This window comes from Rhodococcus sp. H36-A4, from assembly GCF_027158005.1.
Classification (GTDB): domain Bacteria; phylum Actinomycetota; class Actinomycetes; order Mycobacteriales; family Mycobacteriaceae; genus Rhodococcoides.
On the sequence record NZ_JAPVLQ010000003.1, the window covers coordinates 243,035 to 267,971 of the forward strand.

Annotated in this window: 18 protein-coding genes; 12 read left to right on the forward strand and 6 right to left on the reverse strand. The window is 63.1% G+C overall.

Annotated features, from left to right (window positions below; all coding sequences use genetic code 11):
- Nucleotides 1–68: 68 nt before the first annotated feature.
- On the reverse strand, nucleotides 69–722 hold the full coding sequence (locus O1W68_RS10235; protein WP_136169412.1) for a TetR/AcrR family transcriptional regulator: 654 nt from the start codon (nucleotides 720–722) through the stop codon (nucleotides 69–71).
- Between the two features lie 492 nt (nucleotides 723–1,214).
- On the opposite strand from O1W68_RS10235, the gene O1W68_RS10240 reads away from it, so the two are divergent.
- The 3 genes from O1W68_RS10240 (at nucleotide 1,215) to O1W68_RS10250 (ending at nucleotide 4,426) form a co-directional block, all read left to right on the forward strand.
- Nucleotides 1,215–2,177: a DUF3152 domain-containing protein gene (locus tag O1W68_RS10240; protein WP_269303728.1), complete on the forward strand. Its 963-nt coding sequence runs from the start codon at nucleotides 1,215–1,217 to the stop codon at nucleotides 2,175–2,177.
- Between the two features lie 135 nt (nucleotides 2,178–2,312).
- On the forward strand, nucleotides 2,313–3,488 hold the full coding sequence (gene moeZ / locus O1W68_RS10245) for an adenylyltransferase/sulfurtransferase MoeZ (protein WP_269303267.1): 1,176 nt from the start codon (nucleotides 2,313–2,315) through the stop codon (nucleotides 3,486–3,488).
- An 83-nt stretch (nucleotides 3,489–3,571) separates the two neighbouring features.
- Nucleotides 3,572–4,426 (forward strand): TIGR02569 family protein, encoded by an 855-nt coding sequence (locus tag O1W68_RS10250; RefSeq protein WP_186626877.1) that lies wholly within the window; start codon nucleotides 3,572–3,574, stop codon nucleotides 4,424–4,426.
- A gap of 1 nt (nucleotide 4,427) precedes the next feature.
- Here O1W68_RS10250 and O1W68_RS10255 read toward each other — a convergent pair whose 3' ends face one another.
- Nucleotides 4,428–5,090, reverse strand: coding sequence for a FadR/GntR family transcriptional regulator (locus O1W68_RS10255; protein WP_269303271.1), 663 nt, complete (start codon nucleotides 5,088–5,090; stop codon nucleotides 4,428–4,430).
- An 82-nt stretch (nucleotides 5,091–5,172) separates the two neighbouring features.
- Between O1W68_RS10255 and O1W68_RS10260 the strand changes: the two genes are divergently transcribed.
- From O1W68_RS10260 to O1W68_RS10285, 6 genes are all read left to right on the forward strand, one after another.
- On the forward strand, nucleotides 5,173–6,411 hold the full coding sequence (locus O1W68_RS10260) for an MFS transporter (protein ID WP_269303273.1): 1,239 nt from the start codon (nucleotides 5,173–5,175) through the stop codon (nucleotides 6,409–6,411).
- Nucleotides 6,412–6,657: 246 nt separating this feature from the next.
- Nucleotides 6,658–8,070, forward strand: a complete 1,413-nt coding sequence (locus O1W68_RS10265) for a nitrate/nitrite transporter (RefSeq protein WP_269303729.1) — start codon at nucleotides 6,658–6,660, stop codon at nucleotides 8,068–8,070.
- A 54-nt stretch (nucleotides 8,071–8,124) separates the two neighbouring features.
- A complete protein-coding gene (gene nirB, locus O1W68_RS10270) occupies nucleotides 8,125–10,641 on the forward strand; it encodes a nitrite reductase large subunit NirB (RefSeq protein WP_269303275.1) in 2,517 nt (838 codons plus the stop codon).
- A 110-nt stretch (nucleotides 10,642–10,751) separates the two neighbouring features.
- Nucleotides 10,752–11,165 (forward strand): nitrite reductase small subunit NirD, encoded by a 414-nt coding sequence (gene nirD, locus O1W68_RS10275; RefSeq protein WP_269303277.1) that lies wholly within the window; start codon nucleotides 10,752–10,754, stop codon nucleotides 11,163–11,165.
- Nucleotides 11,162–12,382: a uroporphyrinogen-III synthase gene (locus O1W68_RS10280; protein ID WP_269303279.1), complete on the forward strand. Its 1,221-nt coding sequence runs from the start codon at nucleotides 11,162–11,164 to the stop codon at nucleotides 12,380–12,382. Before nirD ends, O1W68_RS10280 begins: the two co-directional genes overlap by 4 nt.
- A complete protein-coding gene (locus O1W68_RS10285) occupies nucleotides 12,383–13,114 on the forward strand; it encodes a sirohydrochlorin chelatase (RefSeq protein WP_269303281.1) in 732 nt (243 codons plus the stop codon). It begins immediately after the preceding gene.
- Here the strand turns inward: O1W68_RS10285 and O1W68_RS10290 are convergent.
- The gene (locus O1W68_RS10290; protein WP_269303283.1) at nucleotides 13,071–14,834 is read right to left on the reverse strand and encodes an NTP transferase domain-containing protein; all 1,764 of its coding nucleotides are present in this window, start codon (nucleotides 14,832–14,834) and stop codon (nucleotides 13,071–13,073) included. The two genes, O1W68_RS10285 and O1W68_RS10290, sit on opposite strands and share 44 nt — an antisense overlap.
- Nucleotides 14,831–15,265: a PaaI family thioesterase gene (locus tag O1W68_RS10295; RefSeq protein ID WP_269303285.1), complete on the reverse strand. Its 435-nt coding sequence runs from the start codon at nucleotides 15,263–15,265 to the stop codon at nucleotides 14,831–14,833. Before O1W68_RS10295 ends, O1W68_RS10290 begins: the two co-directional genes overlap by 4 nt.
- Before the next feature lie 209 nt (nucleotides 15,266–15,474).
- On the opposite strand from O1W68_RS10295, the gene yczR reads away from it, so the two are divergent.
- Nucleotides 15,475–16,980 (forward strand): MocR-like transcription factor YczR, encoded by a 1,506-nt coding sequence (gene yczR, locus O1W68_RS10300; RefSeq protein ID WP_269303287.1) that lies wholly within the window; start codon nucleotides 15,475–15,477, stop codon nucleotides 16,978–16,980.
- 6 nt (nucleotides 16,981–16,986) lie between these two features.
- Here yczR and O1W68_RS10305 read toward each other — a convergent pair whose 3' ends face one another.
- Complete coding sequence (locus O1W68_RS10305) at nucleotides 16,987–17,286, reverse strand: MGMT family protein (RefSeq protein ID WP_269303289.1); 300 nt, start codon at nucleotides 17,284–17,286, stop codon at nucleotides 16,987–16,989.
- A complete protein-coding gene (locus tag O1W68_RS10310; RefSeq protein ID WP_269303291.1) occupies nucleotides 17,287–18,063 on the reverse strand; it encodes an alpha/beta fold hydrolase in 777 nt (258 codons plus the stop codon). It abuts the gene before it with no gap.
- A gap of 112 nt (nucleotides 18,064–18,175) precedes the next feature.
- Here O1W68_RS10310 and O1W68_RS10315 point away from each other — a divergent pair, with 112 nt between their 5' ends.
- Together O1W68_RS10315 and O1W68_RS10320 are read left to right on the forward strand one after the other, a co-directional pair.
- On the forward strand, nucleotides 18,176–21,535 hold the full coding sequence (locus tag O1W68_RS10315) for an ATP-dependent helicase (RefSeq protein WP_269303293.1): 3,360 nt from the start codon (nucleotides 18,176–18,178) through the stop codon (nucleotides 21,533–21,535).
- A complete protein-coding gene (locus tag O1W68_RS10320) occupies nucleotides 21,532–24,936 on the forward strand; it encodes an ATP-dependent helicase (protein ID WP_269303295.1) in 3,405 nt (1,134 codons plus the stop codon). Before O1W68_RS10315 ends, O1W68_RS10320 begins: the two co-directional genes overlap by 4 nt.
- Nucleotide 24,937 lies beyond the last annotated feature (1 nt).

Here is a 24,937-nt window from a genome sequence, read left to right on the forward strand (position 1 = left end):
CTGGATCTGGAACGCGCGAGGCCCCGTATCGGAAGATCGATACGGGGCCTCGCGCGTTCCATCCAACTCTAGGGAGACTGAAGAGGAACGTGGGACAGTCCGCCCCAGGCGAGTGACACCGTGGTGTCGACAGCGTCCTCTTTGGAAATCGGACGGTCGGCCTCGAGCCAGTATCGCGCAGTGAACTGGCTGGCACCGACCAGACCGACGGCAAGTACGCGTGCTCGGTACGGGTCCAGGCCCGAGTCGTGGGCGACGAGGTCGAACACTGCGTCGACGCAAGCTTCTGTTGCCTGCTCGACGCGGGCGCTCACCTGGGGATCGCCCATGAGATCCGATTCGAACACCAGACGAAACCCTTGTGTGTCGGTGTCGACGAAGTCGTAGAACGCCAGTACCGCAGCGCGCACGCGCTGTCGGTTGTCGGTCGTTGAACGTAACGCCTGTCTGACCCCTGAGATCAGGGTATCGACGTAACTCTGCAGCACGGCGAGATACAGCTCGAGTTTGCCGGGGAAATGCTGGTAGAGCACCGGCTTACTGACTCCGGCACATTCGGCGATCTCGTCCATTCCTGACGCGTGATAGCCACGGGTCACGAAAATCTCGCTTGCTGCAGCCAAGAGTTGCGCGCGTCGCGCCTCGCGCGGCAAGCGCGCGCTGCGGCGGCCGGCTGGAGGAGTCGGACGGTCCGAGGACATCCGATCCGCGAGTTCTGTCATAGTGCTTGATCCCATCCGCATAGGTCACTGCGCCGGTGTCGGCTGCCCGTGGGTGCCCGTGTCCGGAGGCGTTGGGTACTTGTAGCGCAGATCGTTGGCAACGATACCTGTCGAAGATGTGACCGAAGGGACTGCGGGTCGCCCTCGTTTTTCGAGTCACATCGCTATACAGGTCGATCATCCTGATAACAGGGCTGAAATCGGGCATTGAGTTTGTTCGAAGGTGGAATTATCGGCGCGGCGAGCGGCGTACGCGCCAGACTGTGAGATTCTGGCGGAGTGACTGACCGAGGAGGGCCGAGACGAGGAGGTGCATACCTCCCACCCGATCAGCGGTCACGTCGGTTCGAGGCCACAGAAGGCCGCCGTACCGACGGCGATCGCCCTACGGAGACCGCTCGAGCACGAGAGTATGACGGCTCTGCTCGACGGTATGAAAGCGGTCCGGATGATCTCCCGCGTGAAGTTGGCGGCGCAGGTTCGTACCAGCCGCTGCGGGCCCAGTGGGACCCCACTACCAGAGAAGAAACACGACGTCCGCGAACACCGCGTCCGGAACGTCAGGTCAGAAAACAGAGCAAGCTCGGAAAGTTTGCGTCCGTCTACGGCTGGCGCGCCTATGCAATTCCGCTGCTTCTGGTGGTGACCACGCTGGTCGTGGTCGACGCAGTGCGCACCGGCGATCCCACCACCACCGCGACTGGAAGCCTTTCACTGCCTGCGGATCCGGGATTCGGAGCGCTCAGCTCGGACACGAGCGGTTCCGGGGTGATTGGGGTTCCGCCGCAAGCCGATGGCAACTTCGCTGCATCCATTCCCTCCGGTGAGCTACCGGACGGCGGGTCGTTTGCTGTCGATGGCGCGGGTACCTGGCACCTGGTCCCCGGATCGTCGAACCAGGTCGGTCAAGGGACCGAGCGCACCTTCACCTACACCGTCGAGGTCGAGGACGGCATGGATACGGCAGGATTCGGTGGCGACGAGTCGTTCGGGAGGCTGGTCGATCAGACACTCGGCAACCCGAAGAGTTGGACCAACGACCCTCGGTTCGCATTCCGCAGAATCGAATCCGGTGATCCTGATTTTCGAATCTCGCTGACCTCGCAGATGTCCATCCGTAAGGCCTGTGGTTACGATATTCAGCTAGAGGTGTCGTGCTACAACCCTGGAATCGGACGTGTCGTGCTCAACGAGCCCCGGTGGGTACGTGGTGCCATCGCATTTCAAGGTGATATCGGCTCGTATCGACAATATCAGATCAATCACGAGGTCGGACACGCGATCGGCTATCAGCAACATCAGCCCTGCGAAACCGAGGGAGGCCTGGCCCCGGTCATGATGCAGCAAACCTTCGGTACCTCGAACGACGACATCGCCCGCCTCGATCCAGAAGGCGTCGTGCCTATGGACGGCAAGACCTGTCGGTTCAACCCGTGGCCTTATCCCCGTAGCTGAACATTCGACTTGCGATCGCGGACCGATGCGAGCGGTGGATCACCGAAGCGGTGGCAAGTGGGCAGTTCGGTAACGTGAGGTGACCGAACGTGGCATACGGCCACTGACGGAGTGCCGTCGAGGAGTGCATGTTTCATGACGCAGTTGCCCCCACTTGTCGAACCGGCAGGAGAGCTCACGCTCGACGAGGTGGCTCGATACAGTCGCCATCTGATCATCCCCGACGTAGGAATGACGGGGCAGCGACGGTTGCGGAACGCCCGAGTGTTGGTGATCGGGGCCGGAGGGCTCGGCTCGCCGGCATTGCTCTATCTCGCGTCGGCAGGCGTGGGGACGCTGGGGATCGTCGAGTTCGACGACGTCGAATTGTCCAACCTGCAGCGACAAGTCATCCACGGCAGTTCCGACGTCGGGCGCCCGAAAGGGGAAAGCGCTCGCGATTCGATTCGCGAAATCAACTCCGGTGTCGAGGTCAGGCTGCACAATGTGAGGCTGGATCGCTCGAATGCGGTGCCTCTCTTCGAGCAGTACGATCTCGTTCTCGACGGAACCGACAACTTTGCCACGCGCTACCTCGTCAACGATGCCGCCGCTCTGGCCGGTAAGCCCTACGTGTGGGGGTCGATCTACCGTTTCGAAGGTCAGGTTTCGGTGTTCTGGGAGGATGCGCCGGACGGGGCCGGTTTGAACCTTCGAGATCTGTATCCGGAGGCTCCGCCGCCCGGAATGGTCCCCTCCTGTGCAGAGGGCGGCGTGCTCGGGGTCCTGTGTGCTTCGATCGGGTCGGTCATGGTGACCGAGGCGATCAAGCTGATCACCGGCATCGGCGACACTTTGCTGGGGCGATTGTTGGTGTACGACGCTTTGGCCATGAGCTACCGCACCATCCGCCTGCAGCGAGATCCGGATCGGATTCCGATCACCGGACTCATCGATTACGACGCGTTCTGCGGTGTCGTGTCCGACGAGGGTGCGGCTGCGGCGGAAGATTCGACCATTACGCCGAACGAGCTGGCAGTGTTACTCGAGGCTGGTGCCGATATCGCGCTGATCGACGTTCGCGAGCCGGTGGAGTGGGACATCGTGCATATCGAGGGGGCAACCCTGGTGCCGAAGGGCGTGATCATCTCCGGGGATGCGCTCGCGTCGCTGCCCCACGATCGACGCATCGTGTTGCATTGCAAAACGGGAATTCGATCGGCAGAGGCACTTGCCGTCCTGAAGCAGGCGGGTTTCGCCGATGCAGTTCATCTGCAGGGCGGCATTGTCGCCTGGGCCGGTCAGATCGATCCCAGCTTGCCGATCTACTAGTCGCACGTCGGCACGGTTCGGCCGGTCATATCTCCACGCGCGCCTGCGGAGCGGTGCGGCTCGTCGGCGGTAGCGTGAGAGTTGTGAGCTCAGTGGAACCCCCTCAACACGTGATCTCCACATTCGGGTTGCGAGATGTACCGCCCACGCCGCTCGGTGCCGACTGGGACGGCGGGTGGCGACTCGGTGATGTCGTGCTTTCGCCTGTCGCAGATCACGCGCGGGCTGCGTGGTCGGCGAAGGTTCGCGAGACCCTGGCCGTCGACGGTGTCCGGCTTGCGCGTCCCGTCCGGTCGACGGACGGGCGTTACGTAGTGAGTAGTTGGCGCGCTGACACCTTCATCGAGGGTTCGCCGGAACCGCGGCACGACGAGGTCGTGTCACTGTCGATGCGGCTTCACGCGGCAACGGCCCAGTTGGAGCGCCCTCGCTTTCTGGTGCAGCCCCCTGTCGCCCCGTGGGCGGATGTGGATGTGTTCGTCGCGGCAGATCGGGCGGCTTGGGAGGCTGTACCTTTGCGGGCGGCGCGGGGTGCGGGCGCTCCGGAAGTGACCTCGGAGGACGGGCGTCAGAGCCTCGAATTGATCAAGCAGTTCGCGAGTCTGCGCAGACCTGTCGAGTCGGCAGACCAGTTGGTGCACGGCGATCTGTTCGGGACGGTGCTGTTCGACGGCAGCGAAGCTCCTGGCCTCACCGACATCACCCCGTATTGGCGTCCGACGTCATGGGCCGCAGCGGTGGCCGTGGTCGATGCCATTTCGTGGGGTGGAGCGGACGATGCTTTGATCGGGCGCTGGGACGATCTTCCCGAATGGCCACAAATGTTGTTGCGTGCCTTGATCTTCAGGTTCGCGGTGCACGCGCTGCATCCGCGCTCGACGCCCGAGGCTTTCCCCGGGCTCGCGCGGACGGCCGATCTGGTTAGGCTGATCCTCTAGTTCAGTGATCCGCCCCGAGTTCACGGAAGAACACACGTGCTGCCTGGCCCGCACGTAGAGGGTCGCCTGCCGCTACGGCCTCGACCAGCGCGGCATGTTCGTCAAGATAGTCGTTGTCGTGCTCTGCAGCGTGATGATGCATAGCCCGGCGGATCACCGGCAGTAGCGAATCGTAGAACTCCAGATAGATGGCGTTGTGGGAAGCAGCGACGATCGCGCGATGAAACTGTGCATCGATCTCGATGGCGTCGTCGCGAGACCGAGTTGTCCAGGCGAGGTTTCGTGCGGCGAGTGCCTCTCGCAGTGCGCTGATGTCGTCTCCGTCGGCTCGCTCGGCGGCAAGCGCGGCCGCGGTGACCTCGAGGGTGCGTCGTAGCTCGGTGACATCACGATCCTGCGCGTCGGCGAAGTATTTCCCCAGCGCGCCGCCCAGATCCGACACCGTCATCACATACGTGCCCGATCCTTGCCTTCGCTCGAGCATTCCAGCGTGGACAAGCGCCTGCACGGCTTCGCGGACCGTGTTTCGACCGGTACCGGTCAGTTCGCACAGCTCGGGTTCTGCCGGAATACGCGAACCGACCGGCCAACGCCTGGCCACGATCTCCTTGCGAAGCTGCGCAGTGACCTGTGAAATCAGGCTGGAACGCTGAACCTGCTGCACGTGTGACTCCCCGTTCTTTTCTCGATGTGTGGGCCAGTTTAAGGCTTTGCGTCAGATGATCCGGTCATCCTATGATTTGGTGGTGAGTCCCGCAGCAGTAACAGAGTCGAACGACCGGACCCACGCTCGGCATCTGGTGCGAGGACGTGCACTCGTCTTCGCGGCCATCATCGTGTCAGCGCTGACTTTGCGTGCCGCCGTGACGTCGATCAGCCCACTGTTCGGTCGTATCGGCGACGAACTCCACTTCGGATCCACGGTCGTTGGATTGGTGGGAATGCTTCCACCGGCGATGTTCGCCGTCTTCGGCCTTCTGACACCCCTCATCGTCAAGAGAATCGGCCTCGAGCGCGCCGCCCTCGTGGCAATGTTGGCGACGACCCTCGGAATGGCTACCCGAGCATTCGCGCCGGGGACCGGCTCGCTCCTCGCCTTGTCGGCACTCGCGCTGGCAGGCATGGGAATCGGAAACGTCGTCCTCCCGCCGCTGGTGAAGCGCTACTTCTCCGATCGCCTGGCCGTAGTCAGCACCCTCTACATCTGTGCCATGCAGATCAGCACGATGGTTCCTCCGCTGGTGGCAGTTCCCCTCGCGGAGGCATACGGCTGGCGCACCTCGATCGGGATGTGGGCCGTCGTGGGGGTGGCGGCAGCAGTGCCGTGGCTCGGTGTCGTTCTCTCACGCCGTGAGCGTGACGGGAGGGAAGCGGCCAGCGCAGCAGCCGTTCAGGAGCGTTCGGAAGGCAGGATCTGGCGCTCGTCGTTGGCATGGGGAATGGTCGGCATGTTCGCGATGACCTCGTTCATCACTTATTCGATGCTGACTTGGCTACCGACGATCCTCACCGATTCGGGCATCAGTGAGGCCTTCGCCGGTGCCTCGGTCGCAGCGTTCGGCGGGATGGGTCTGATTTCCTCGCTGGCCGCCCCGTCGCTGTGCGCGCGCCTGCGCAACCCGTACGGCTTGGTCATCTCGGCTGCCGTCTTCTATCTCATCGGGTTCGCCGGACTGTATTTCTCGCCGACCGCCGGAACCGTTCTCTGGGTATGCCTCATCGGACTCGGTACGATGACATTCCCGATGTCGTTGACACTCATCAATCTCCGCACCCGCACCCATGCCGGATCCTCGGCACTCTCGGGATTCACACAGGGCCTCGGATACGTCGTATCGGCCACTGGGCCGCTGTCGTTCGGACTGCTGCACACACTCTCCGGGGGCTGGGGAATACCGATGCTGCTCCTGACCGGATGTGTTGCGGTGCTGCTCGTCGGCGGGTACCTGTGCTGCCGCCCGCGCATGCTCGAAGACACCTGGTGACCGCGGGGTCGTAACCGCAGGATCGTAGCCGGAGGGTCGTAGCGCCGAGAACCTCACGGGCACCGGTTTCGCCCCGTGAGAGCAAGTTAATCGACAGGTCACCGCAGGCAGCGCCCACGCAACACGGTTTTTCTACCTTTGGGTCTCCCACGCGATCAGGAGGCCCACGTGACCAGCATTCCCGAGGCACCACCAGCCCAAGATGCTTCGACAACGACGCCCGAGCGAGGAAGCGTTCCGGTGTCGATCAAGCACCGAATCAGCCACTGGAACTCCGAGGACGTCGAGGCGTGGGAGGCCGGGGGCAAGACGATCGCGAAGCGGAATTTGATCTGGTCCGTCGTCGCCGAACACGTCGGATTCTCAATCTGGTCGATCTGGTCCGTGATGGTTCTGTTCATGCCGGTGTCGGTCTACGGCATCGACGCGGCAGGCAAGTTCTTCCTCGTCGCGGTGCCAACGCTGGTCGGAGCGATCCTTCGGATTCCGTACACGTTTGCGACAGCCAAATTCGGCGGTCGTAACTGGACGATCTTCAGCGCCCTCGTCCTGCTGATCCCGACGATGCTGACCATGTACTTCATGCTGAACCCGGCGTCGTACACCACCTACATCGTCGTCGCAGCCTTTGCCGGCCTCGGTGGTGGCAATTTCGCGTCCTCGATGACCAACATCAACGCCTTCTATCCGCAGCGCGAAAAGGGGTGGGCACTCGGGCTGAACGCCGGCGGTGGAAACATCGGTGTGCCTGTCATTCAGCTCATCGGCCTGTTGGTCATCGCCACGATCGGCAACTCGGCTCCCGAAATCGTGTGTGCCGTCTACCTCGTCTTCATCGCGATCGCCGCCGTCGGTGCCGCACTCTTCATGGACAACCTCGAGAACCAGAAGACCAACGGCCGCTCGATGATCGACGTTCTCAGGTTCTCCGATTCCTGGTGGATCGCGTTCCTCTACGTTGGAACGTTCGGCTCTTTCATCGGTTTCAGTTTTGCGTTCGGTCAGGTTCTGCAAATCAATTTCCTTGCCGGAATCACCGACGGCGCGCCCGCTACCGCAGCCCAGCAGGCACAAGCGTCGTTGCACGCAGCTCAGATCGCGTTTCTCGGACCTTTGCTCGGATCGATTTCACGACCCTTCGGTGGCAAGCTCGCCGACAGGATCGGTGGTGGCAAGATCACGCTGTACACGTTCGTGGCGATGGTCTTCTCCACCGGGATCCTGGTTGCCGCAGGCACTTGGGACGACAACACCGCAGGCGCTGCCACCGGAACCATGATGACCCTCTTCGTGATCGGGTTCATTCTTCTGTTCCTTCTGTCCGGCATCGGCAACGGTTCGGTCTACAAGATGATTCCTGCGATTTTCGCCGCCAAGTCTGTAGAACTGCAGGGCATGAGCATCGAGGAACAGCAGCATTGGTCGCGCAGGATGTCCGGCGCGCTCATCGGAATTGCCGGTGCTATAGGAGCTTTGGGTGGTGTGGGAATCAACCTCGTGCTGCGAGCTTCGTACTCGGGCGCGGCGAAGTCCGCAACCACGGCCTTCTGGGTGTTTCTCGTCTTCTATGTCGTGTGCTGTGCAGTGACGTGGGCCGTTTATCTGCGTAAGCCGCGGGTTCTGGAAGGCGAGAAGACGAACGCGTCGGTCGCGGTCTGACTTCTTTTCTCCTCGAACATTGTTCGACACGAAATTCGCGAAAGGACAACTCACGTGAAGAACGCGGTGGTTGTAGGACACGGCATGGTAGGTCACCGATTCGTGGAGGCGCTCCGCGCGCGAGACACCGCGTCCGACTGGAAGGTGACAGTGCTCTGCGAGGAGGCATTGCCCGCCTACGACAGAGTGGGGCTTTCGTCCTATGTGGGCGCCTGGGATCACCGGGAGCTCGCGCTGGCGGGCAACGACTATCTCGATGACACAGGCGATCTCGGTAACACCGCTGTCGATTTGCGAATCGGTGTGCGAGCTGAGCACATCGACCGCGCGTCGAAGACGGTCACGACATCGACCGGAGAGACCGTCGACTATGACGTCCTCGTATTCGCCACCGGTTCCTACCCTTTCGTTCCTCCGATCACCGGGCACGATCGCCCGGAGTGCTTCGTCTACCGCACGCTCGACGACCTGGACCGGATCAGGACCTGCGCGGACGCTGCGGGTCCAGGCGCGGTCGGTGTCGTGGTGGGCGGAGGTCTACTCGGACTCGAAGCAGCCAACGCTCTGCAGCAGATGGGAGTGACGCCCCATGTCGTCGAATTCGCTCCGCGACTGATGCCGCTTCAGGTCGACGAGGGTGGTGGCGCGCTGTTGGCACGTCTGGTCACCGACCTCGGGCTGACCGTCCACACCGGTGTCGGTACCTCGTCGATCACCGAGAATCCCAATGGGGCAGGGCTTTCGGTGGAGTTGTCCGACGGCAGTGTCATCGATGCAGCGCTGCTGGTGTTCTCGGCCGGTGTGCGGCCACAGGATCGACTTGCTCGGGACTGCGGCCTCGAAGTGGGTGCGCGCGGCGGAATTTTGGTAGACGTCGGTTGCCGCACGGTCGATCCCGATGTCTACGCCATCGGTGAATGTGCCGCGGTCGAAGGGACTTCCTACGGGCTCGTCGCCCCTGGCTATTCGACGGCAGAGGTTGTGGCCGACCGATTGTTCGGCGGTGAGGCTGAATTCCCCGGTGCCGATATGTCCACCAAGCTCAAGCTCATGGGTGTCGACGTCGCCAGCTTCGGTGACGCCATGGCTTTCACACCGGGAGCGTTGGAGGTTGTCTTCAGTGACGCTCCGAAAGGGACGTACGCCAAGTTGGTCGTCTCCGACGATGCGAAGACATTGCTCGGTGGAATTCTCGTCGGGGATGCTGCCGCGTACTCACTGCTTCGCCCTTTGGTCGGAAGGGAACTTCCCGGCGATCCAGCATCGTTGATTTCCCCAGCTGCCGAGGATGTTGGGATCGGTGCGTTGCCGATTGATGCCGAGATCTGTTCGTGCAACGGTGTGAGCAAGGGTGCGATCTGTAACGCGATCGCGGAGGGGGCCGGTGATCTCGCCTCGGTGAAGAGCTGCACGAACGCCGGCACGACGTGTGGGGGATGCCTTCCGTCGATCAAGGCGCTTCTTTCCGCATCGGGTGTGGTGATGTCGAAGGCGCTGTGCGAGCACTTCGGTCGCTCTCGTGCCGAGCTGTTCGAGATCGTTCGGGCGACGAACACCCGCACGTTCTCTTCGCTGATCGTCAAGTACGGCAGGGGGACTGGATGCGACATCTGCAAGCCGGTCGTAGCTTCGATCCTGGCCTCGACGTCCTCGGACCACATCCTCGACGGTGAGCAGGCATCTTTACAGGACACCAACGATCATTTCCTGGCCAACATTCAGAAGAACGGCACGTATTCCGTTGTTCCACGTATGCCGGGAGGGGAGTGCACGGCGGAACAACTCATCGTCATCGGTGAGGTGGCACGAGATTTCGGTCTGTACACCAAGGTCACCGGCGGTCAGCGAATCGACATGTTCGGAGCCCGCGTGGAGCAGCTACCCGCTATCTGGAAGCGGTTGGTCGACGCGGGCATGGAATCGGGTCAGGCCTACGGTAAGTCGTTGCGCACGGTCAAGAGTTGCGTCGGATCGAGTTGGTGTCGTTACGGTGTCCAGGATTCGGTGGGGATGGCCGTTGACCTCGAGAATCGATACCGGGGTCTGCGCTCGCCCCACAAGATCAAGTTCGGTGTCTCCGGTTGCGCTCGCGAATGTGCGGAGGCACGGGGTAAGGACGTCGGCGTCATCGCTACCGAAGGTGGTTGGAATCTTTACGTCGGCGGCAATGGTGGCCAATCGCCCAAGCATGCGCGGTTGCTCGCATCGAATCTCGACGACGCCACCCTCGTCAGCTACATCGACCGGTACCTCATGTTCTATGTACGGACCGGGGACCGTTTGCAGCGGACGGCGCCGTGGCTCGATGCGCTCGAGGGTGGTCTCGAGCATCTGAAAGCCGTCGTCTGCGAGGACAGCCTGGGGATCGGCGCCGAACTCGAGGCCGATATGGACCGCCATGTGGCCGGCTACAAGGACGAATGGGCAGGCGTTCTCGAGGACGAGGAGAGGTTGGGCAGATTTGTCTCGTTCGTGAATGTGCCCGAGGCGATCGATCCGACCATTGCGTTCGACGAGTCGGGTGAGCGCAAGGTTCCGGTGTTGATGGGGATGCCGGCCTTCGGCGGTTGAGATCTCACTCACACCGTTGTAGGGCATCGGATCGCATGTGCACACCTGAGTAACCGCTACTTAACGACCAAGAAACACGGGCAACGTGCAATAGCACCAGGAGGTACGTGATGACTGTCATCGAGTCTCGAACCAGCACCACCAGAAACAGGAACCAGCAGTTGCCCACGACATCGGGCACCGAATCCGCGCGCTCGTGGACTGCCGCGTGCACTGTCGACGCGATCGTTCCTGGACGAGGCGTCGCCGTTCTGCTGAGAGGAGGCACCCAAGTGGCGTTGTTCGCATTGCCCGATGCGCGTGTGTTCGCGGTCGGCAACATCGATCCGTTCGGCCGGGCAGCAGTCATGTCCAGGGGGCTCGTCGGCGACCGGAGCGGTGAACCCACCGTGGCCTCGCCGTTGCTCAAGCAGGTCTTTTCTCTTCTCGACGGCCGATGCCTCGACGTCAGCGACATCTCGCTCGGATCTTTCGAGACCAAGATCTCGGGCGGCATGATTTTCGTGCGTGGCGCATCGACATGAGCTCGACTGCCGAGTCCGGGGAACCTCTGGCTGGATTCGCCGTCGGGATTACCGCGTCGCGGCGCGCCGAGGAGTTCGCGACGCTACTCGTTCGGCGTGGAGCCTCGGTAATGCATGCACCGGCCATCCGGATCATTCCGCTGTCCGACGACGCTGAATTGGAACGCGTCACCGCCGCCATCATCGCCGATCCGCCGACGATCACCGTTGCAACGACGGGAATTGGATTTCGAGGCTGGATCGAGGCGGCCGACGGGTGGGGTCAGGCCGAAAGCCTCGGAGCAGCACTAGCGTCGTCGCGACTGCTGGCTCGTGGGCCGAAAGCCAAGGGGGCAATCCGCGCAGCCGACCTACGCGAAGAGTGGTCACCGGCATCGGAATCTTCGACAGAAGTGCTCGAACATCTTCTCGCAGAGGGGGTCGAAGGCAAACGGATTGCGGTGCAACTCCACGGCGCAACAACGGAGTGGGAACCGGTTCCGGACTTTTGTAAGGCATTGCGTGCCGCCGGAGCAGAAGTGGTGCCCGTTCCGGTGTACCGCTGGATCGCACCGGACGACAGCGTTCCGATGGACCGCATGATCGAAGCAGTCATCGTCGGAGATCTCGACGCCATCAGCTTCACGAGTGCGCCCGCAGTGGCGTCCCTGCTGACGCGAGCACACGAGAACGGCGTTCTCGAACCTTTGCTGCAATCGATGCGTACCCGGGTGCTCCCGGTATGTGTAGGACCGATCACCGCCGCACCTCTCGAACAACTGAACGTCGCGACGACGCAGCCGGCACGTGCTCGCCTCGGGGCGATGGCGCGTCATATCGCGGAGGAACTACCGCGACGCTCCCAACTCATGAGCGCGGGTGGCCACCTACTGAGCGTGCGCGGTAAATGTGTCGTTGTCGACGGCGAAGTACGTTCGGTATCACCAGCAGGCATGGCACTGCTCAAGAATTTGTCGAAGCGGCCTGGGCGAGTGGTATCCCGGGAAGATCTACTCGCATCGCTGCCCGGCGGCGGGGGAGATACTCACGCCGTCGAAACAGCCATGACTCGACTCCGCTCCGCCCTCGGCGCACCGAAGGCCATTCACACCGTGGTCAAGCGAGGCTACCGGCTGGCGGTCGACGAACCCGAGGTCACCGAGGAGTGTGAAGAGTCCGAGATGCCCGAACGAACTTCCATGTCCGTCATGCCCAGCTGCGAAGGGAGCAAGTACTAGATGAGTTCAGGTCCTGCCCTTGTCCTGGTAGCCCACGGGACCAGAAATCCGCGCGGCGTGGAGATGATCGCCGAATTGGCTGATGCCGTGAGCGGACAGGTCGGGGTGTCGCGGGTCGCTTTCGTCGATGTCCTCGGACCCTCTCCATCCGAGCTTCTTCGCGAGGTCCATGGGTCTGCCGTCGTGGTCCCGGCATTTCTGGCCTCGGGATACCACGTGCACACCGACGTACCCCGTGAGGTCACCGTCAGTGGCCACCAGAGCGTGAAAGTCACTCGCGCACTCGGACCGGATCCGGTGCTCGCCAGGGTGCTGCTGGAACGACTGAGCGACGCAGGATGGCGCCCCGGGGACGCCGTCGTCCTCGCGGCAGCAGGTTCGTCCGATGCCCGGGCACAACTCGAGCACCGACGTGCCGCCAACATGCTCGCGAGGATCGCGCACGTCGAAGTCACCGTTGCCCATATCGCCATCGCGGCCCCCGCGAACAAAGTCGTCCCGGACGCAGTCAACGCCCTGCGTGCACAGGGACACGGCCGAGTGTTCCTGGCCTCGTATCTACTTGCGCGCGGCCTCTTTCACAATCGACTCGCCGAGGCAGGCGCCGACGGCGTCGCCGAACCACTGGGTGTGCACCCCGCCATCGTCGACCTCGTCGTGGATCGATACCGCGAAGGTGCTCGGCAGTTCAACGCACGATCGGCAGCAGTTCCACCGGTTCGGTCGAGCTGACTTCGGCAGGCACCACGGCCAACGCCTCGTGATCGATCAGGTGGAGCAAATGTGCTGTGCGAACCGCGGTGTCCGCTCGCCATCCGGTACCGTCGCGCATCACCGGAACGATCCGAGCCGTCGGCGAACATACAGCTTCCGGGTTGGTCAGGTTGCCGACGCGAGGGGCGCTCGAAGTGCTGTCGGTCAATGCTTCGACCACGGTGGGTGCAACGAGTAGCAGAGTTCCGATGGCAGCCAGTGGATTACCTGGTAGCCCCAGCACCACTCGCCCGCTCGGCAGTACCGCGGTGATCTGAGAGCCGCCCGGGCGCACCAGGATTCGACCGATCACTGTTTCGGCATCCGCGTGGACGAGTGCTGTGCGGAGTTGATCCGCGGCACCCCCTCCGGTTGCACCGACGACGATCGTGAGGTCCGCTGCCGTCGACGTGGTCAACAAATCCTCGAACGCAGTCGGTGAATCGGGGAGGTACACGGTGTCGACGACGGTGATTCCGCATGCGTGGAGATACAGGGGCAGAATTGGTCCGAGTGCGTCACGTGTCTGCCCTGCTTCGAGTGGACCAATCGCTCGTATCTCGTTGCCGCTCAGCACTATTTGCGCGCGAACGGGGCCGCGTACGGTCAGCTCGGCAACCTCTGCGCTCAAAGCGACCGACATGACTGCAGGCGAGACGGACGTGCCGACAGGCGCCAACTCGGCACCGGCGTGCCAATCCTCACCGCGGCGTCGCGTGTCGTCCTGCTGCGTGACGTTCGGTGACAAGCGCAACTTTCCGGAGGAATCGAGCTCGACGAATTCGTCGCGGACCACCGAGGTTGCGCCTGCGGGAACGTGTGCGCCGGTAGCGATTCGAACAGCGTGGCCCTGGGCAACCTCCGCAAGTCCACTGGTTCCGGCATAGGCGATGTCCCCTCGGACAGTCCACGGGCCGTCGCCGGACACCGCATAACCATCCATTGCCGATATATCGACGTAGGGGAGGGGCCGGGTAGCGATCATCGGCTCGGCCAGTACCGTTCCATGCGCCTCCAACGGTGGTACTCCTCGGGGTGCGACAGGTGCGAGCCTTTCCCGAATTCGTTTGCGGGCCTGATGGATGGTAAGAGCCGGCGGTATGCAATCGGCGGCGGCGCGTCGTGCTCGAGCCCGGTGTAGATCCTCGACGGTATCGCAATCACCGGATACTTCGGAAAGGTCGAGAACTGCATAGTCGTCGGGAACGATCGATCGCATGGATCGGTTCGCAAGTGCGTCTACTCGGGCCAGTGTCGCCACCAGCTTCGAGCGATCCCACACACCGAAAAGATATTGTGTTCGGCCTGTTTCGTCACGGACGAACGTCGCACCCGCCGAGCTGGACAGTGACGCAGCGAGAAGGGAGTCGACGCTGTTCGCGTCGACGAGCGGTAGGTCCGCGGCGAGGATGACCACCACGTCCGCCACTGATTCCCGTAGTGCTCTCAGACCGGCTGCGACCGCAGCGACCGGCCCCGATCCGGCCGGAGACTCCTGCGTCTGGAGGACACGAGAATTCAGTTCGTGCCGGGTAGGTCCCACCGTCACGATCAGGCCGGCCCGCCGCACGGCCTCCACTGCGATCCCGATCATGCTTCGGCGTCCGACGGTCAATGCAGGTTTGTCGACCCCGCCCATCCGCGAGCCGCGTCCGCCGGCCAGGACGATCGCGTCGAACGTCGGATTCTCGCTGCTCACGCCGGTAGTGGGACGTTCTGCAACCGAACCTGGCCGCGTGCAATTGCTTTACCGCTGTCGGATGCAGTGATGGTGACGAGCCACAGTTGCTGAATTCTGCCTTGCTGCAACGGTTCCGCCAGTACATCGACGCGGCCGCCCTTGCTGGCGCGAAGGAAGTCGGTTGCGTTGTGGACACCGACGGCGAACTCGCCTCGTTCTTTCACCGCTTCGCTGGCCCCGATGCTCGCAGCCGACTCCACCGCGGTCGTGTAGACCCCGCCGTGCACCACTCCCCATGGGGTGAAGTGCTCCGCGGTGAGCTCGATATGACCCGCGACGCGCGTACCCGAGACCTCCTCTACGACCAATCCGGCGATCACGAGGAAGGGACTCGCAGTGGCAAGTGCGTACTTCGCGGTCGGACGCGGATCGAATTGTCCCAAGTTCATTCTTTCAGGTTAGTGCGTGAGGTCGATTCGGGTAGACGATGACTACGGGGTGGGCCGTCGAGGCCGCACCGACCACCACTTCGCACAATGACGGGAAGCCAGGCCAACGAGGCAACAGGGAGCAACAGGAGCAGTCCTATTATCAACATGGCTCATTATTGGACTGTGATAGCCGAGATTTACTAGGGCCTGTGTGTGAAACTGGACTGATGTCATTCCGCGTCGGCTCGTCGGTTGATTCCACTGATTCCACTAATTCCACTGATTCCACCGGTTCCCAGTCCGAGGTGGATGCGCGCACGCTTGCGGGGCTGATGGGGTCGGTCAAGATCGAAGGGTTGCCGCTCTACCGTTCGTTGGCGAATCAGTTGCGAGGAATCATTGCCGACGGCACCGTCCCGGCGGGCAAGAGGTTGCCGCCCGAGCGGGTGATGTCGGCCCAACTCGGCGTCAGCCGTGTGACGGTCACCTCTGCGTACCGGGAATTACGCGAGCAAGGTTGGGCGGCAGCGATACACGGGGCAGGCACCTTCGTCGCGGTCCCCAGCAACGAGAGTTCCTGGGTATCGATGATGGGCTCGGAGGGTTCGAGCGTTCTCGATTTCGTCAATGCGGCGCCGGAGGCCTCGCCGTTCCTTGCGGCTGCTCTTGTGGACGCGGTGTCGGCACTGGCGAAGACCATGTCAGGGCACGGCTACGCACCACCGGGGACCTCGGATCTACGCAGAGCCATCGCGGACAGATACTCCCATCGTGGTCTACCCACCACTCCGGACCAGGTGCTGGTCGTCTCGGGTGCGGGTGACGCAATGCATCTCGTGCTGGATACGTTCGTCAGACCCGGCAACCGCGTCTTGATAGAGCACCCGACATACCCGGGGGCACCGGAACTATTGGAGAGCTTCGGCGCCCTTCCTGTCCCGGTGGCGGTCGACGCGGGTAACCCCGACGCGTTGGTCGAGGACGTGGATCGTGCCGCGCGCCAGAACGCCCCGACGCTTGCCTACTTCATGCCGGACTTCTCGAACCCGTCGGGCAACCGGATGACAGCCGATGGCAGGCGCAGGCTGGCGGCGACGTTGGCTCGGCACGGCGTGTTGACCATCGCGGACGAAGTCGCCGCCGATCTGACACTGGATCATTCGGACCCCCTCGAGCCCTTCGGAGTTCCCGTTCCAGGTACGGCAACCATCTCGATAGGATCGTTGAGCAAGACGGTGTGGGGTGGGCTCCGGGTCGGGTGGGTCAGATCGGATCAGCAACTGATCTCCCGTATGGCTCGGGTGTACAACCGTCGCCAATTGTCGGTCTCCATGGTCGAGCAAGCCGCCGCTGTCCGATTGTTCGCGATGTTCGACGATATTGTCGCCGAGCGGGTTGCAGGGTTACGTGAGCGCAGAGATCTGCTCGTCTCACGGGTGGTGACCCAGTTGCCCGACTGGACATTTCGCGTTCCCGACGGGGGGTTGTCGCTGTGGTGCGGACTGCCGCAGGGGTTGTCCTCGCAGGATCTGGTTCGTCGTGCAGCCACCCGCGATCTGCTTCTCGTCTCGGGAACCAGATTTGGAACCGGCTATGCCTTCGACGATAGGCTGCGCATTCCCTTCACCCGATCCGCTTCGGAAATCGTTGCGGCGGTGGATGTACTGGCTAAAGTTGCAACCGGAGATCTCGGCCTGCGGGGCGACGCGCCCGCCGTCGAGCACATCGTCTGAAGTTGTTCACCCCAGATCGAAGCGGGCAGTTCGTAGATCGACACGGCCGTCGCGAATCTCGACGCCCTCACCCTGTAGCTCGGCGAGTTGCCGTGTCGCCAGATGCGCGGCCGGTCTTCCGTTGGCGGGCACGACCCGGTGCCAAGGTAGGTCGGCCGAATCGGTGCGCATGATCCACCCGACTGTTCGAGGACTCGACAATCCTGCGGCCGCTGCGATATCGCCGTAGGTCACAACCCTTCCCGGCGGAACCGAGGCAACGATCTCGCGTACCCGTTCGACGTGTTTCTCCGTGATCGCAGCCATCTACAGCAATTCGAGGACCAACTTGGCAACCTCTTTGGGTTTCGCCTGGGCAACCATGTGATTGCAATCCAACTGGACAAGAGTGAGATTCTCGCCCAATTGTGTGCGGAATGCGGCCTTCAGTTCCTTGCTGACGTACGGCGGCTGCACCCTCTTTGCCTGAACGACGACGGTCGGTGTACCCGTCGGCGGTACCAGCAGCGGCCTGGCCAGTTCACCCCAGGACGCGACTATTGCAGCGGTGGAAGTCCGCCACTTGACGCGGCCATTGTCCATCGTCTCGAGGTGCTGTTCGACCTCGAGATCGAGTAGCGCCTGCGGTACGTCGGCCCAAGCACCGTTGATCTTCTCGGCCTTTGCTTCCGCGGCGTCCGTGTAGTCGGAATGCACCGCAGTCAGCTCGGCCACTTCGAGCAGGTCGACGGGGTCGAGTTCGATCGCCGGATCGAGCAGAACGAGCCCGCGGACGAGCTCGGGATGCTTCACGGCAAGGTGGACCGCCAACGCACACCCGTACGAATGGCCGACGACGAGAACAGGGCCGTGGGCGTGGTTGTCGAGAAGCGTTTTCAGCCCATCGACCTGCGCACCGATATCCCACGGCGGCGTCCAAGGCGAACGGCCGTGGCCGATCAGGTCCGGAGCGAGCACCCGGGCCTGCGGAAGATAATTGTCGGCAAGGTCACCCCAGCGAGCACCGTGGCCGGTCATCCCATGGATTGCGAGGATCTCGGGTCCGGTGTCCGGGCCGTACTGGTGAAAGTTCAATTCTGGCACTGCTGACACTATGCCGCATCGCGGCCCGACCCACATCACGTGGACGAGAATTCGAGCATCGAACACGCGCGCGGGTGAGGGTCTGTCGGTGGCGCATGATCGAATCTTCTCCATGACTACGGCGAATCCGAGCGGAGTACCGGCCATCGGCGGCGGTACCACCACACTCGTTCGGGCGCCCAAGACGAAGTCCCCTCGCCGCATCTGGACTGGGCCCGCTGCCCGCCTTCTTTCCAGCGATGAGAATGCGGCTCGAGCCGCATCGAACGGATCGCCCGGATGGAACCCGTGGCAAGTACTCGGTGGCCCGGGTACGGGAAAGACCGCACTGGTCGCCGACTACGCAGTGTCGCGGATTGTGTGTGGCGACCCAGAATCGGTGCTTGTACTGACGCAATCGAAGCGCGCTGCCACGGCGGTCCGGGAGCAAATAACGGCTGGACTGTTCGCCGGGGAGCAGGCGCCACGTGCAACTCGCGAGCCACTGGTTCGGACCGTTCACTCGTACGCATTCGCCGTCCTCCGCCTGCAGGCAGCCATCTACGGCAATCCACCACCACGATTGCTCACCGGTGCCGAGCAAGACGCAGTGGTGCGAGAGATGCTGCGGGGAGACATCGAAGACGGGGCCGCCGATTGGCCCGAACGAGTGCGTCCTGCTCTCGGTATGTCGGGATTCGTCACCGCAGTTCGTGATTTGATGCTCCGCTCGGCCGAGCGTGGCCTCGGCCCGGAAGATCTCGTCAAGCTCGGACGTCGGCACACGCGCCCCGAGTGGGTCGCGGTCGGAAAGTTCGCGGCCAGGTACGAGCAGTCGATGTTGCTGCGTGGCGCTGTCGGAGTAGAAGCAGCGGGAGCGACGGCTCCTGGCCTCGATGCTGCCGAGCTCATCGGCAGCGCGCTCATGGCGTTCGCCACCGACCCCGAGTTGTTGGCGTCCGAGCGCGCTCGGATCAGACATCTAGTGGTGGACGATGCCCAACATCTCGACCCCCAGGCGGCGCAGCTGATTCGGCTCATCGGCATCAACACCGAGAGCACGGTAATAGCCGGAGATCCGGACCAGTCCGTGTTCACTTTCCGCGGTGCCGATCCTTCGTTCGTCGCCGATCTTGCAGAGCCTGGTTCGGAGCGGCGGATCGTCCTCGATCGAAACTTCCGCAGTAGCAGAGAGATTGCCGAGATCACCGGACCGATCGCGGGCAGGCTCTCCGGAACTGGAAGACACCGAGGTGCCGAAGCGGTGGGAGAGCCTAGATACGGTCCAACTCGCACCCTGGTGCAGACCCTGCCGTCAGTGGCAAAGGAAGCGGCCCTCATCGCCGACACGATGCGACGAGCACATCTCGACGACGGAATGCCCTGGTCGGACATGGCCGTCGTAGTGCGATCCGTGTCCAGGACGATCGCGCCCTTGCGCCGGGCGTTGCAGTCCGCGGGTGTACCGATCCTCACGCCTGCCTCCGAGATTCCCGTGCATCGGCAACACGGGGCGGTCGGTCTACTGCTCGTGCTGCGGGCGATTGTCGATGAATCCTTCGACGGCGAAGACGCTTTGGCGTTGTTGTCCGGCCCGATCGGCGGTGCGGATCCGGTGAGCCTGCGCCGGTTGCGCCGCGGGATACGCCGTATCGAGCTCTCCTCGGGAGGCGAACGAGATTCTGCCGAACTGTTGCGCACCGTGATCGTCGGTACTGCGATCCCCACTGACTCCGAGGACCGCGATCCGTCAGCCGTCCCCAGTGCCCGCTTTGTCTCAGCGTTGTCCGATGTCGAATCCGCGCCGCTGCGCAAGGTACTCGGTGTCGTCCGTAAAGCGTCCGCTCGGCGAGGCCGTGGAGTCGAGGACGTGTTGTGGGCAGCGTGGCAGGCATCGGGCTTGGAGCGGCGCTGGGCCGCCAGTTCGACGCGAGGTGGATCCACTGGTGCGCAGGCCGATCGAGATCTCGACGCCGTCGTCGCGTTGTTCGAATCAGCCGCTTCGTATGTCGACCGGTTACCCCAGGCGGGACTCGCAGGTTTCGTCGACTACATCTCCGGACAGCAGATTTCGACGTCCAACTCCATCCGTTCGACCGTGCAACCCGATGCGGTCACGGTGCTGAGTGCGCATTCAGCAGCTGGTCGGGAGTGGGAACTGGTCGCTGTCGCGGGCGTTCAGGAAGGCTTGTGGCCGGGGCTTCGTTCGCGGGGAAGTCTTCTCGGTACCGAGGCCCTGGTCGATCTCGCCGCCGGAATCGCCGATGCCGGCGAGCTCATCGATGACAAGCTATCGAAGACCGCACCCCTGCTGGCCGCGGAACGCAAGCTGTTTCTCGTCGCCTGCTCCCGTGCGCGGTCGGTGCTACTGGTCACCGCCGTGGATTCGAGTACTGGAGACACCGATTTGGTGAGGTCCCGTTTCATCGACGAGTTACAGGGAAAGGGCGAGCCGGACCAGGATGAGCCCCACGTCCGGCCGGCATACGTGTCCGGTCGCATCCTGGCACTGCCGATGCTCGTCGCAGAATTACGCAGTGCGGTATGCGATCCGATTGTCGCAGAACATGATCCAGCCAAAAACGAGCGCGCTGCGCAGCAACTTGCTCGGCTGGCACGGGCGGGTGTCAAAGGGGCCGACCCGAAAGAGTGGTTCGGTATCGGTGGAGTCAGTACCGACTCTCCGCTGTGGACCATCGAAGACGGGCCGGTACCGCTCTCACCCTCCACGGTCGAGCAGCTCACCACGTGTCCTCTGCGCTGGATGCTCGATCGACACGGCGGAAACGACGGCGCCAATTCGCACGCCGTCACTGGCACCCTCGTGCATACCCTCGTGCAGGCTGTGGCAGGCAAGATGCCACCGGAACAGGTTCGGCGGGCACTCGAAACTGCGTGGGATGGCGTGGACTTGGGCTCGCAGTGGTATTCGCGCCATGAGTTGGAAAGAACCGAAGCCATGTTGAATACCTTCGAGGCATGGCTTCGCGGTACTCGCGGTGAACTCACCGAAATAGGCGTCGAAGTCGAGGTCGAGGGAATTCTGGAGTCACGGTCGGAGGGAGAGCCGTCGGTTGCTCTTCGCGGACGGATCGACAGACTCGAGCGTGATGTCGACGGACGGCCCGTGATCATCGACGTCAAGACTGCCAGGACCGTGATGTCGAAGGAAGACGCCCGCAGACATAGTCAGCTGGCGACGTATCAGGTCGCCGCAGCGGCGGGTGCCATCGAAGGTGAGCCGGCGGGAGAACCAGGAGGAGCGCGTCTGGTGTTCGTGGCCAAATCCCACAACAAGGACGGGGCGACGCAGCGAATCCAGCAGGCGCCGACACCGGAGGTCCTCGAGCAGTGGCGTGATGCCGTGCACGAGGCCGCGTCCGCAACACAGGGGCCGGCGTTCGTCGCCTTCGTCAACGACGGGTGTCGACACTGCCCCGTGAAATCGAGTTGCCCAGCGCACGAGACCGGCAGACAGGTGACCGACCGATGATGGCTCGTTCCAAGAATCGGGCTCCGATCGATGTCGGTTCAGCTCGAATCGATCCGATCGAACTGGCGACCGCTCTCGGTCAGAAGCATCCACCGACCCCCGAACAAGCCGCTGTCATTGCATCTGCGTTCGGACCGACGCTCGTGGTCGCCGGAGCCGGCGCCGGTAAGACCGAAACGATGGCGGCCCGAGTGGTGTGGATGGTTGCCAACGGCTTCGTGGACCCGGACAGCGTTCTCGGGCTCACCTTCACCAGAAAGGCTGCGCAGCAACTGACGTCGAGGATCCGGGCTCGCTTGGCGCGTCTCGCGGGATCGGATGTCGTGCGGGCACTCGACCCCAGTCTGCAGCTGCGTGACCGCATCGTGAGCGGAGAACCAGAGGTCAGCACCTACCACTCGTACGCCGGACGATTGTTGACCGAGCACGGACTCCTGTTGCCGATCGAGCCTTCTGCCACGTTGCTCTCGGAAACCGAACTGTGGCAACTCGCCCACCGTGTCGTCAGCACCTGGGACGGAGACCTCGATACCGACCGCAACCCGACCTCGATCACCGAGACCGTGCTGGCGCTGTCGGGGCAACTCGCCGAGCATCTTGTCGATCCCGATGATCTGCGACAGGCACACACAGATCTGGACAAGCTGGTGCACACTCTCGCGCCAGGTGCTGGGCAGCGCGGCGGACCCACGAAAGAACTTCTCGACATTCTCGATGCGCAACATAAGCGAGTTGCGCTGTTGCCCCTCGTGAGCCGCCTCGCCGAGACACTTCGACGTGAGGGGGCACTCGACTTCGGGAGTCAGATGTCCATGGCTGCACGAGTCGCTGCCGAGCATCCTGAGGTAGGCCGTTCCGAGCGAGAACGATTCCGGCTGGTGCTGCTCGACGAATACCAAGACACCGGGCACGCTCAACGAGTGTTGCTGTCTTCACTGTTCGGAGGAGGTTCCGATTCCACCCTTGCCTTGACAGCAGTGGGAGATCCGATGCAGTCGATCTACGGTTGGCGTGGAGCTTCGGCGGCCAACCTTCCGCGTTTCGCGACGGATTTTCCGTTGGCGGGAGGTGCACCTGCCCCGCGGCTCGAGCTGTCGACCAGTTGGCGCAACCCACCGGAGGCACTCGAGCTGGCCAACCTCGTCACGGCGCCGCTCCGGCAAACAGGAGTCAGTGTGCCGACACTTCGCGCACGTCCAGGGGCCACCCCTGGTGATGTTCGATTGACGGTCACCGACACCGTGCTCAGTGAACGTGAGTGGGTGGGCGACCGGATAGCAGGGGAGTATCGGTCCGCAGCCGAGAACGGACGTACACCCCCCACCGCTGCAGTGCTGGTGCGGCGCAACGTAGACGCCGAACCGATTGCCGAGGTTCTGCGTGAACGAGGCCTTCCGGTAGAGGTCGTGGGGCTCGGCGGCCTGCTCCACATCCCCGAAGTCGCCGATGTGATCGCGATGCTCAGAGTAGTGGCCGATCCGTTGGCAGGTAGCGCAGCAATGCGGATTCTCACCGGGTCCCGCTGGCAAATCGGTGCCGCAGACCTTCGTGCGCTTTCTCGCCGGGCCAGAGAACTGGGCATAAGGTCCGGCTATGGAGCAGTGGGACGCGTCGAGGATGCCGCCGAACTGGACGCTGCGCTCGGGAGCTCGTTGCCCGGCGAGCACTCCGAAGATGCGGGTCTGGCGGACGCAATCGCCGATCCAGGCCCAGCAGAGCACTATTCGGAGGTGGGCCGGCGCCGTATCACTTCACTCGCAGCAGAACTGCACACGTTGCGTGAGCGCATCGGTCAGCCGTTGACCGAGCTCGTCGCAGACATCGAACGACTAATGGGAATCGGGACCGAGGCTCAGGCACGTACACCGTTCACAACTGGTGGAGACGTCGGCCGGGAACATCTCGACGAGTTCGCCGGTGTCGTTTCCGAGTACGCAGACAATCCCAAGGCAACGATCACAGGGTTCCTTTCGTTCCTCGCGGCCGCGGAAACAGTCGAGAACGGTTTGGCCCCCGGTGAGGTCGAGGTGTCACCGCATCGAGTGCAGGTGCTCACGGTGCACTCGGCGAAGGGTCTTGAATGGGAAGTCGTTGCTGTCCCTCATGTCTCGAAGGGCGTGTTCCCGTCGTCGACTGCATCGTCGACCTGGCTCGGCGCGATGGCCGAGCTACCGCCTGTGCTCCGGGGAGACAGAGCGCTCGATGCGGAGGGTTCCGAAGGCGTGCCCGTGTTGGATCTGAGCGAGCTGTACACCAGGAAGGATCTCCAAGAAGCTGTCGGTCGGCACAAGGACGCGCTGGCCCGTCGCCGTCTCGCCGAGGATCGCCGATTGTTCTACGTTGCGCTTACCCGAACGGAGCGTGCGCTGTTCGTTTCCGGCCACCAGTGGGACGAGAGCAGTTCCAAGCCTCGCGGTCCGTCCCCGTTCTTGGACGAGCTGAAGAAGTTCGTCGACGAGTCCGCCGCCACAGGATCTGAGCCGGTTGCGGTGATCGACGGATGGGCCCCAGCACCGGAAAGCGGTACCGCCAATCCGCTGAGCGCAGAACCGTATTCAGCGATCTGGCCACGCGACCCACTCGGTGCGCGTCGGCCTGCCGTGGAGAACGGTGCGCGCTCGGTGATCGCGGCGCTCTCGGCACGTACGCCACCCCGGGAGGCGGACCTCGAGAGCGCCGCAGATCCTGAGAATTGGGCAGCCGATGTAAATGCACTTCTGGCTGAGCGTGAGGAACGCTTTCATCCGACGGTGACCGTTGCGTTGCCCGAGAATCTCTCGGTCAGCCAATTGGTCGACCTCGCCGCGGATCCCGATGCTTTGGCCGAACGGCTCCGGCGACCGTTACCGTTCCCACCGAACCCGCTCGCGCGGCGCGGGACAGCATTTCATGCGTGGATCGAACGGCGGTTCGGGGCAACGCGTTTACTCGATCTGGACGAACTTCCCGGCTCTGCGGACAACGGCGCGGCGGCCGACATCGATCTGGAGACTCTGCAGCACGCGTTTCTCGAGTCCACTTGGGCGCTCCGAAGCCCGATCGAAGTCGAGGTTCCCTTCGAAACGTCGGTCGCGGGAACAGTGTTGCGCGGTCGGATCGACGCGGTGTTCGCTGATTCAGACGGAGGCTGGACTGTTATCGATTGGAAGACCGGTAAGGAACCGACAGCCACCGAGGAGAAGTCGGTGGTCATGCAGTTGGCGGCCTATCGAATCGCCTGGGCCGAATTGATGTCCGCCGCGCGCCCCGAATCGGACCCTGTCCCGCTCGACAAGGTTCGGGCGGCATTCCACTACGTGCGCAGCGGCCGTACTGTCGCGCCGAGCGACCTGCCGGACGCGCGAGCGCTCGCCACGCTCATAGACGGAACCGCGCACGTGGATTTGGGCAGTGAGGCATAGG

Coding starts and splice junctions, on each gene's coding strand:
- O1W68_RS10235 (WP_136169412.1), bottom strand. CDS start 722: ATGACAGAACTCGCGGATCGGATGTCCTCGGACCGTCCGACTCCTCCA.
- moeZ (WP_269303267.1), top strand. CDS start 2,313: ATGACGCAGTTGCCCCCACTTGTCGAACCGGCAGGAGAGCTCACGCTC.
- nirD (WP_269303277.1), top strand. CDS start 10,752: ATGACTGTCATCGAGTCTCGAACCAGCACCACCAGAAACAGGAACCAG.
- O1W68_RS10280 (WP_269303279.1), top strand. CDS start 11,162: ATGAGCTCGACTGCCGAGTCCGGGGAACCTCTGGCTGGATTCGCCGTC.
- O1W68_RS10285 (WP_269303281.1), top strand. CDS start 12,383: ATGAGTTCAGGTCCTGCCCTTGTCCTGGTAGCCCACGGGACCAGAAAT.
- O1W68_RS10295 (WP_269303285.1), bottom strand. CDS start 15,265: ATGAACTTGGGACAATTCGATCCGCGTCCGACCGCGAAGTACGCACTT.
- yczR (WP_269303287.1), top strand. CDS start 15,475: ATGTCATTCCGCGTCGGCTCGTCGGTTGATTCCACTGATTCCACTAAT.
- O1W68_RS10305 (WP_269303289.1), bottom strand. CDS start 17,286: ATGGCTGCGATCACGGAGAAACACGTCGAACGGGTACGCGAGATCGTT.
- O1W68_RS10315 (WP_269303293.1), top strand. CDS start 18,176: ATGACTACGGCGAATCCGAGCGGAGTACCGGCCATCGGCGGCGGTACC.
- O1W68_RS10320 (WP_269303295.1), top strand. CDS start 21,532: ATGATGGCTCGTTCCAAGAATCGGGCTCCGATCGATGTCGGTTCAGCT.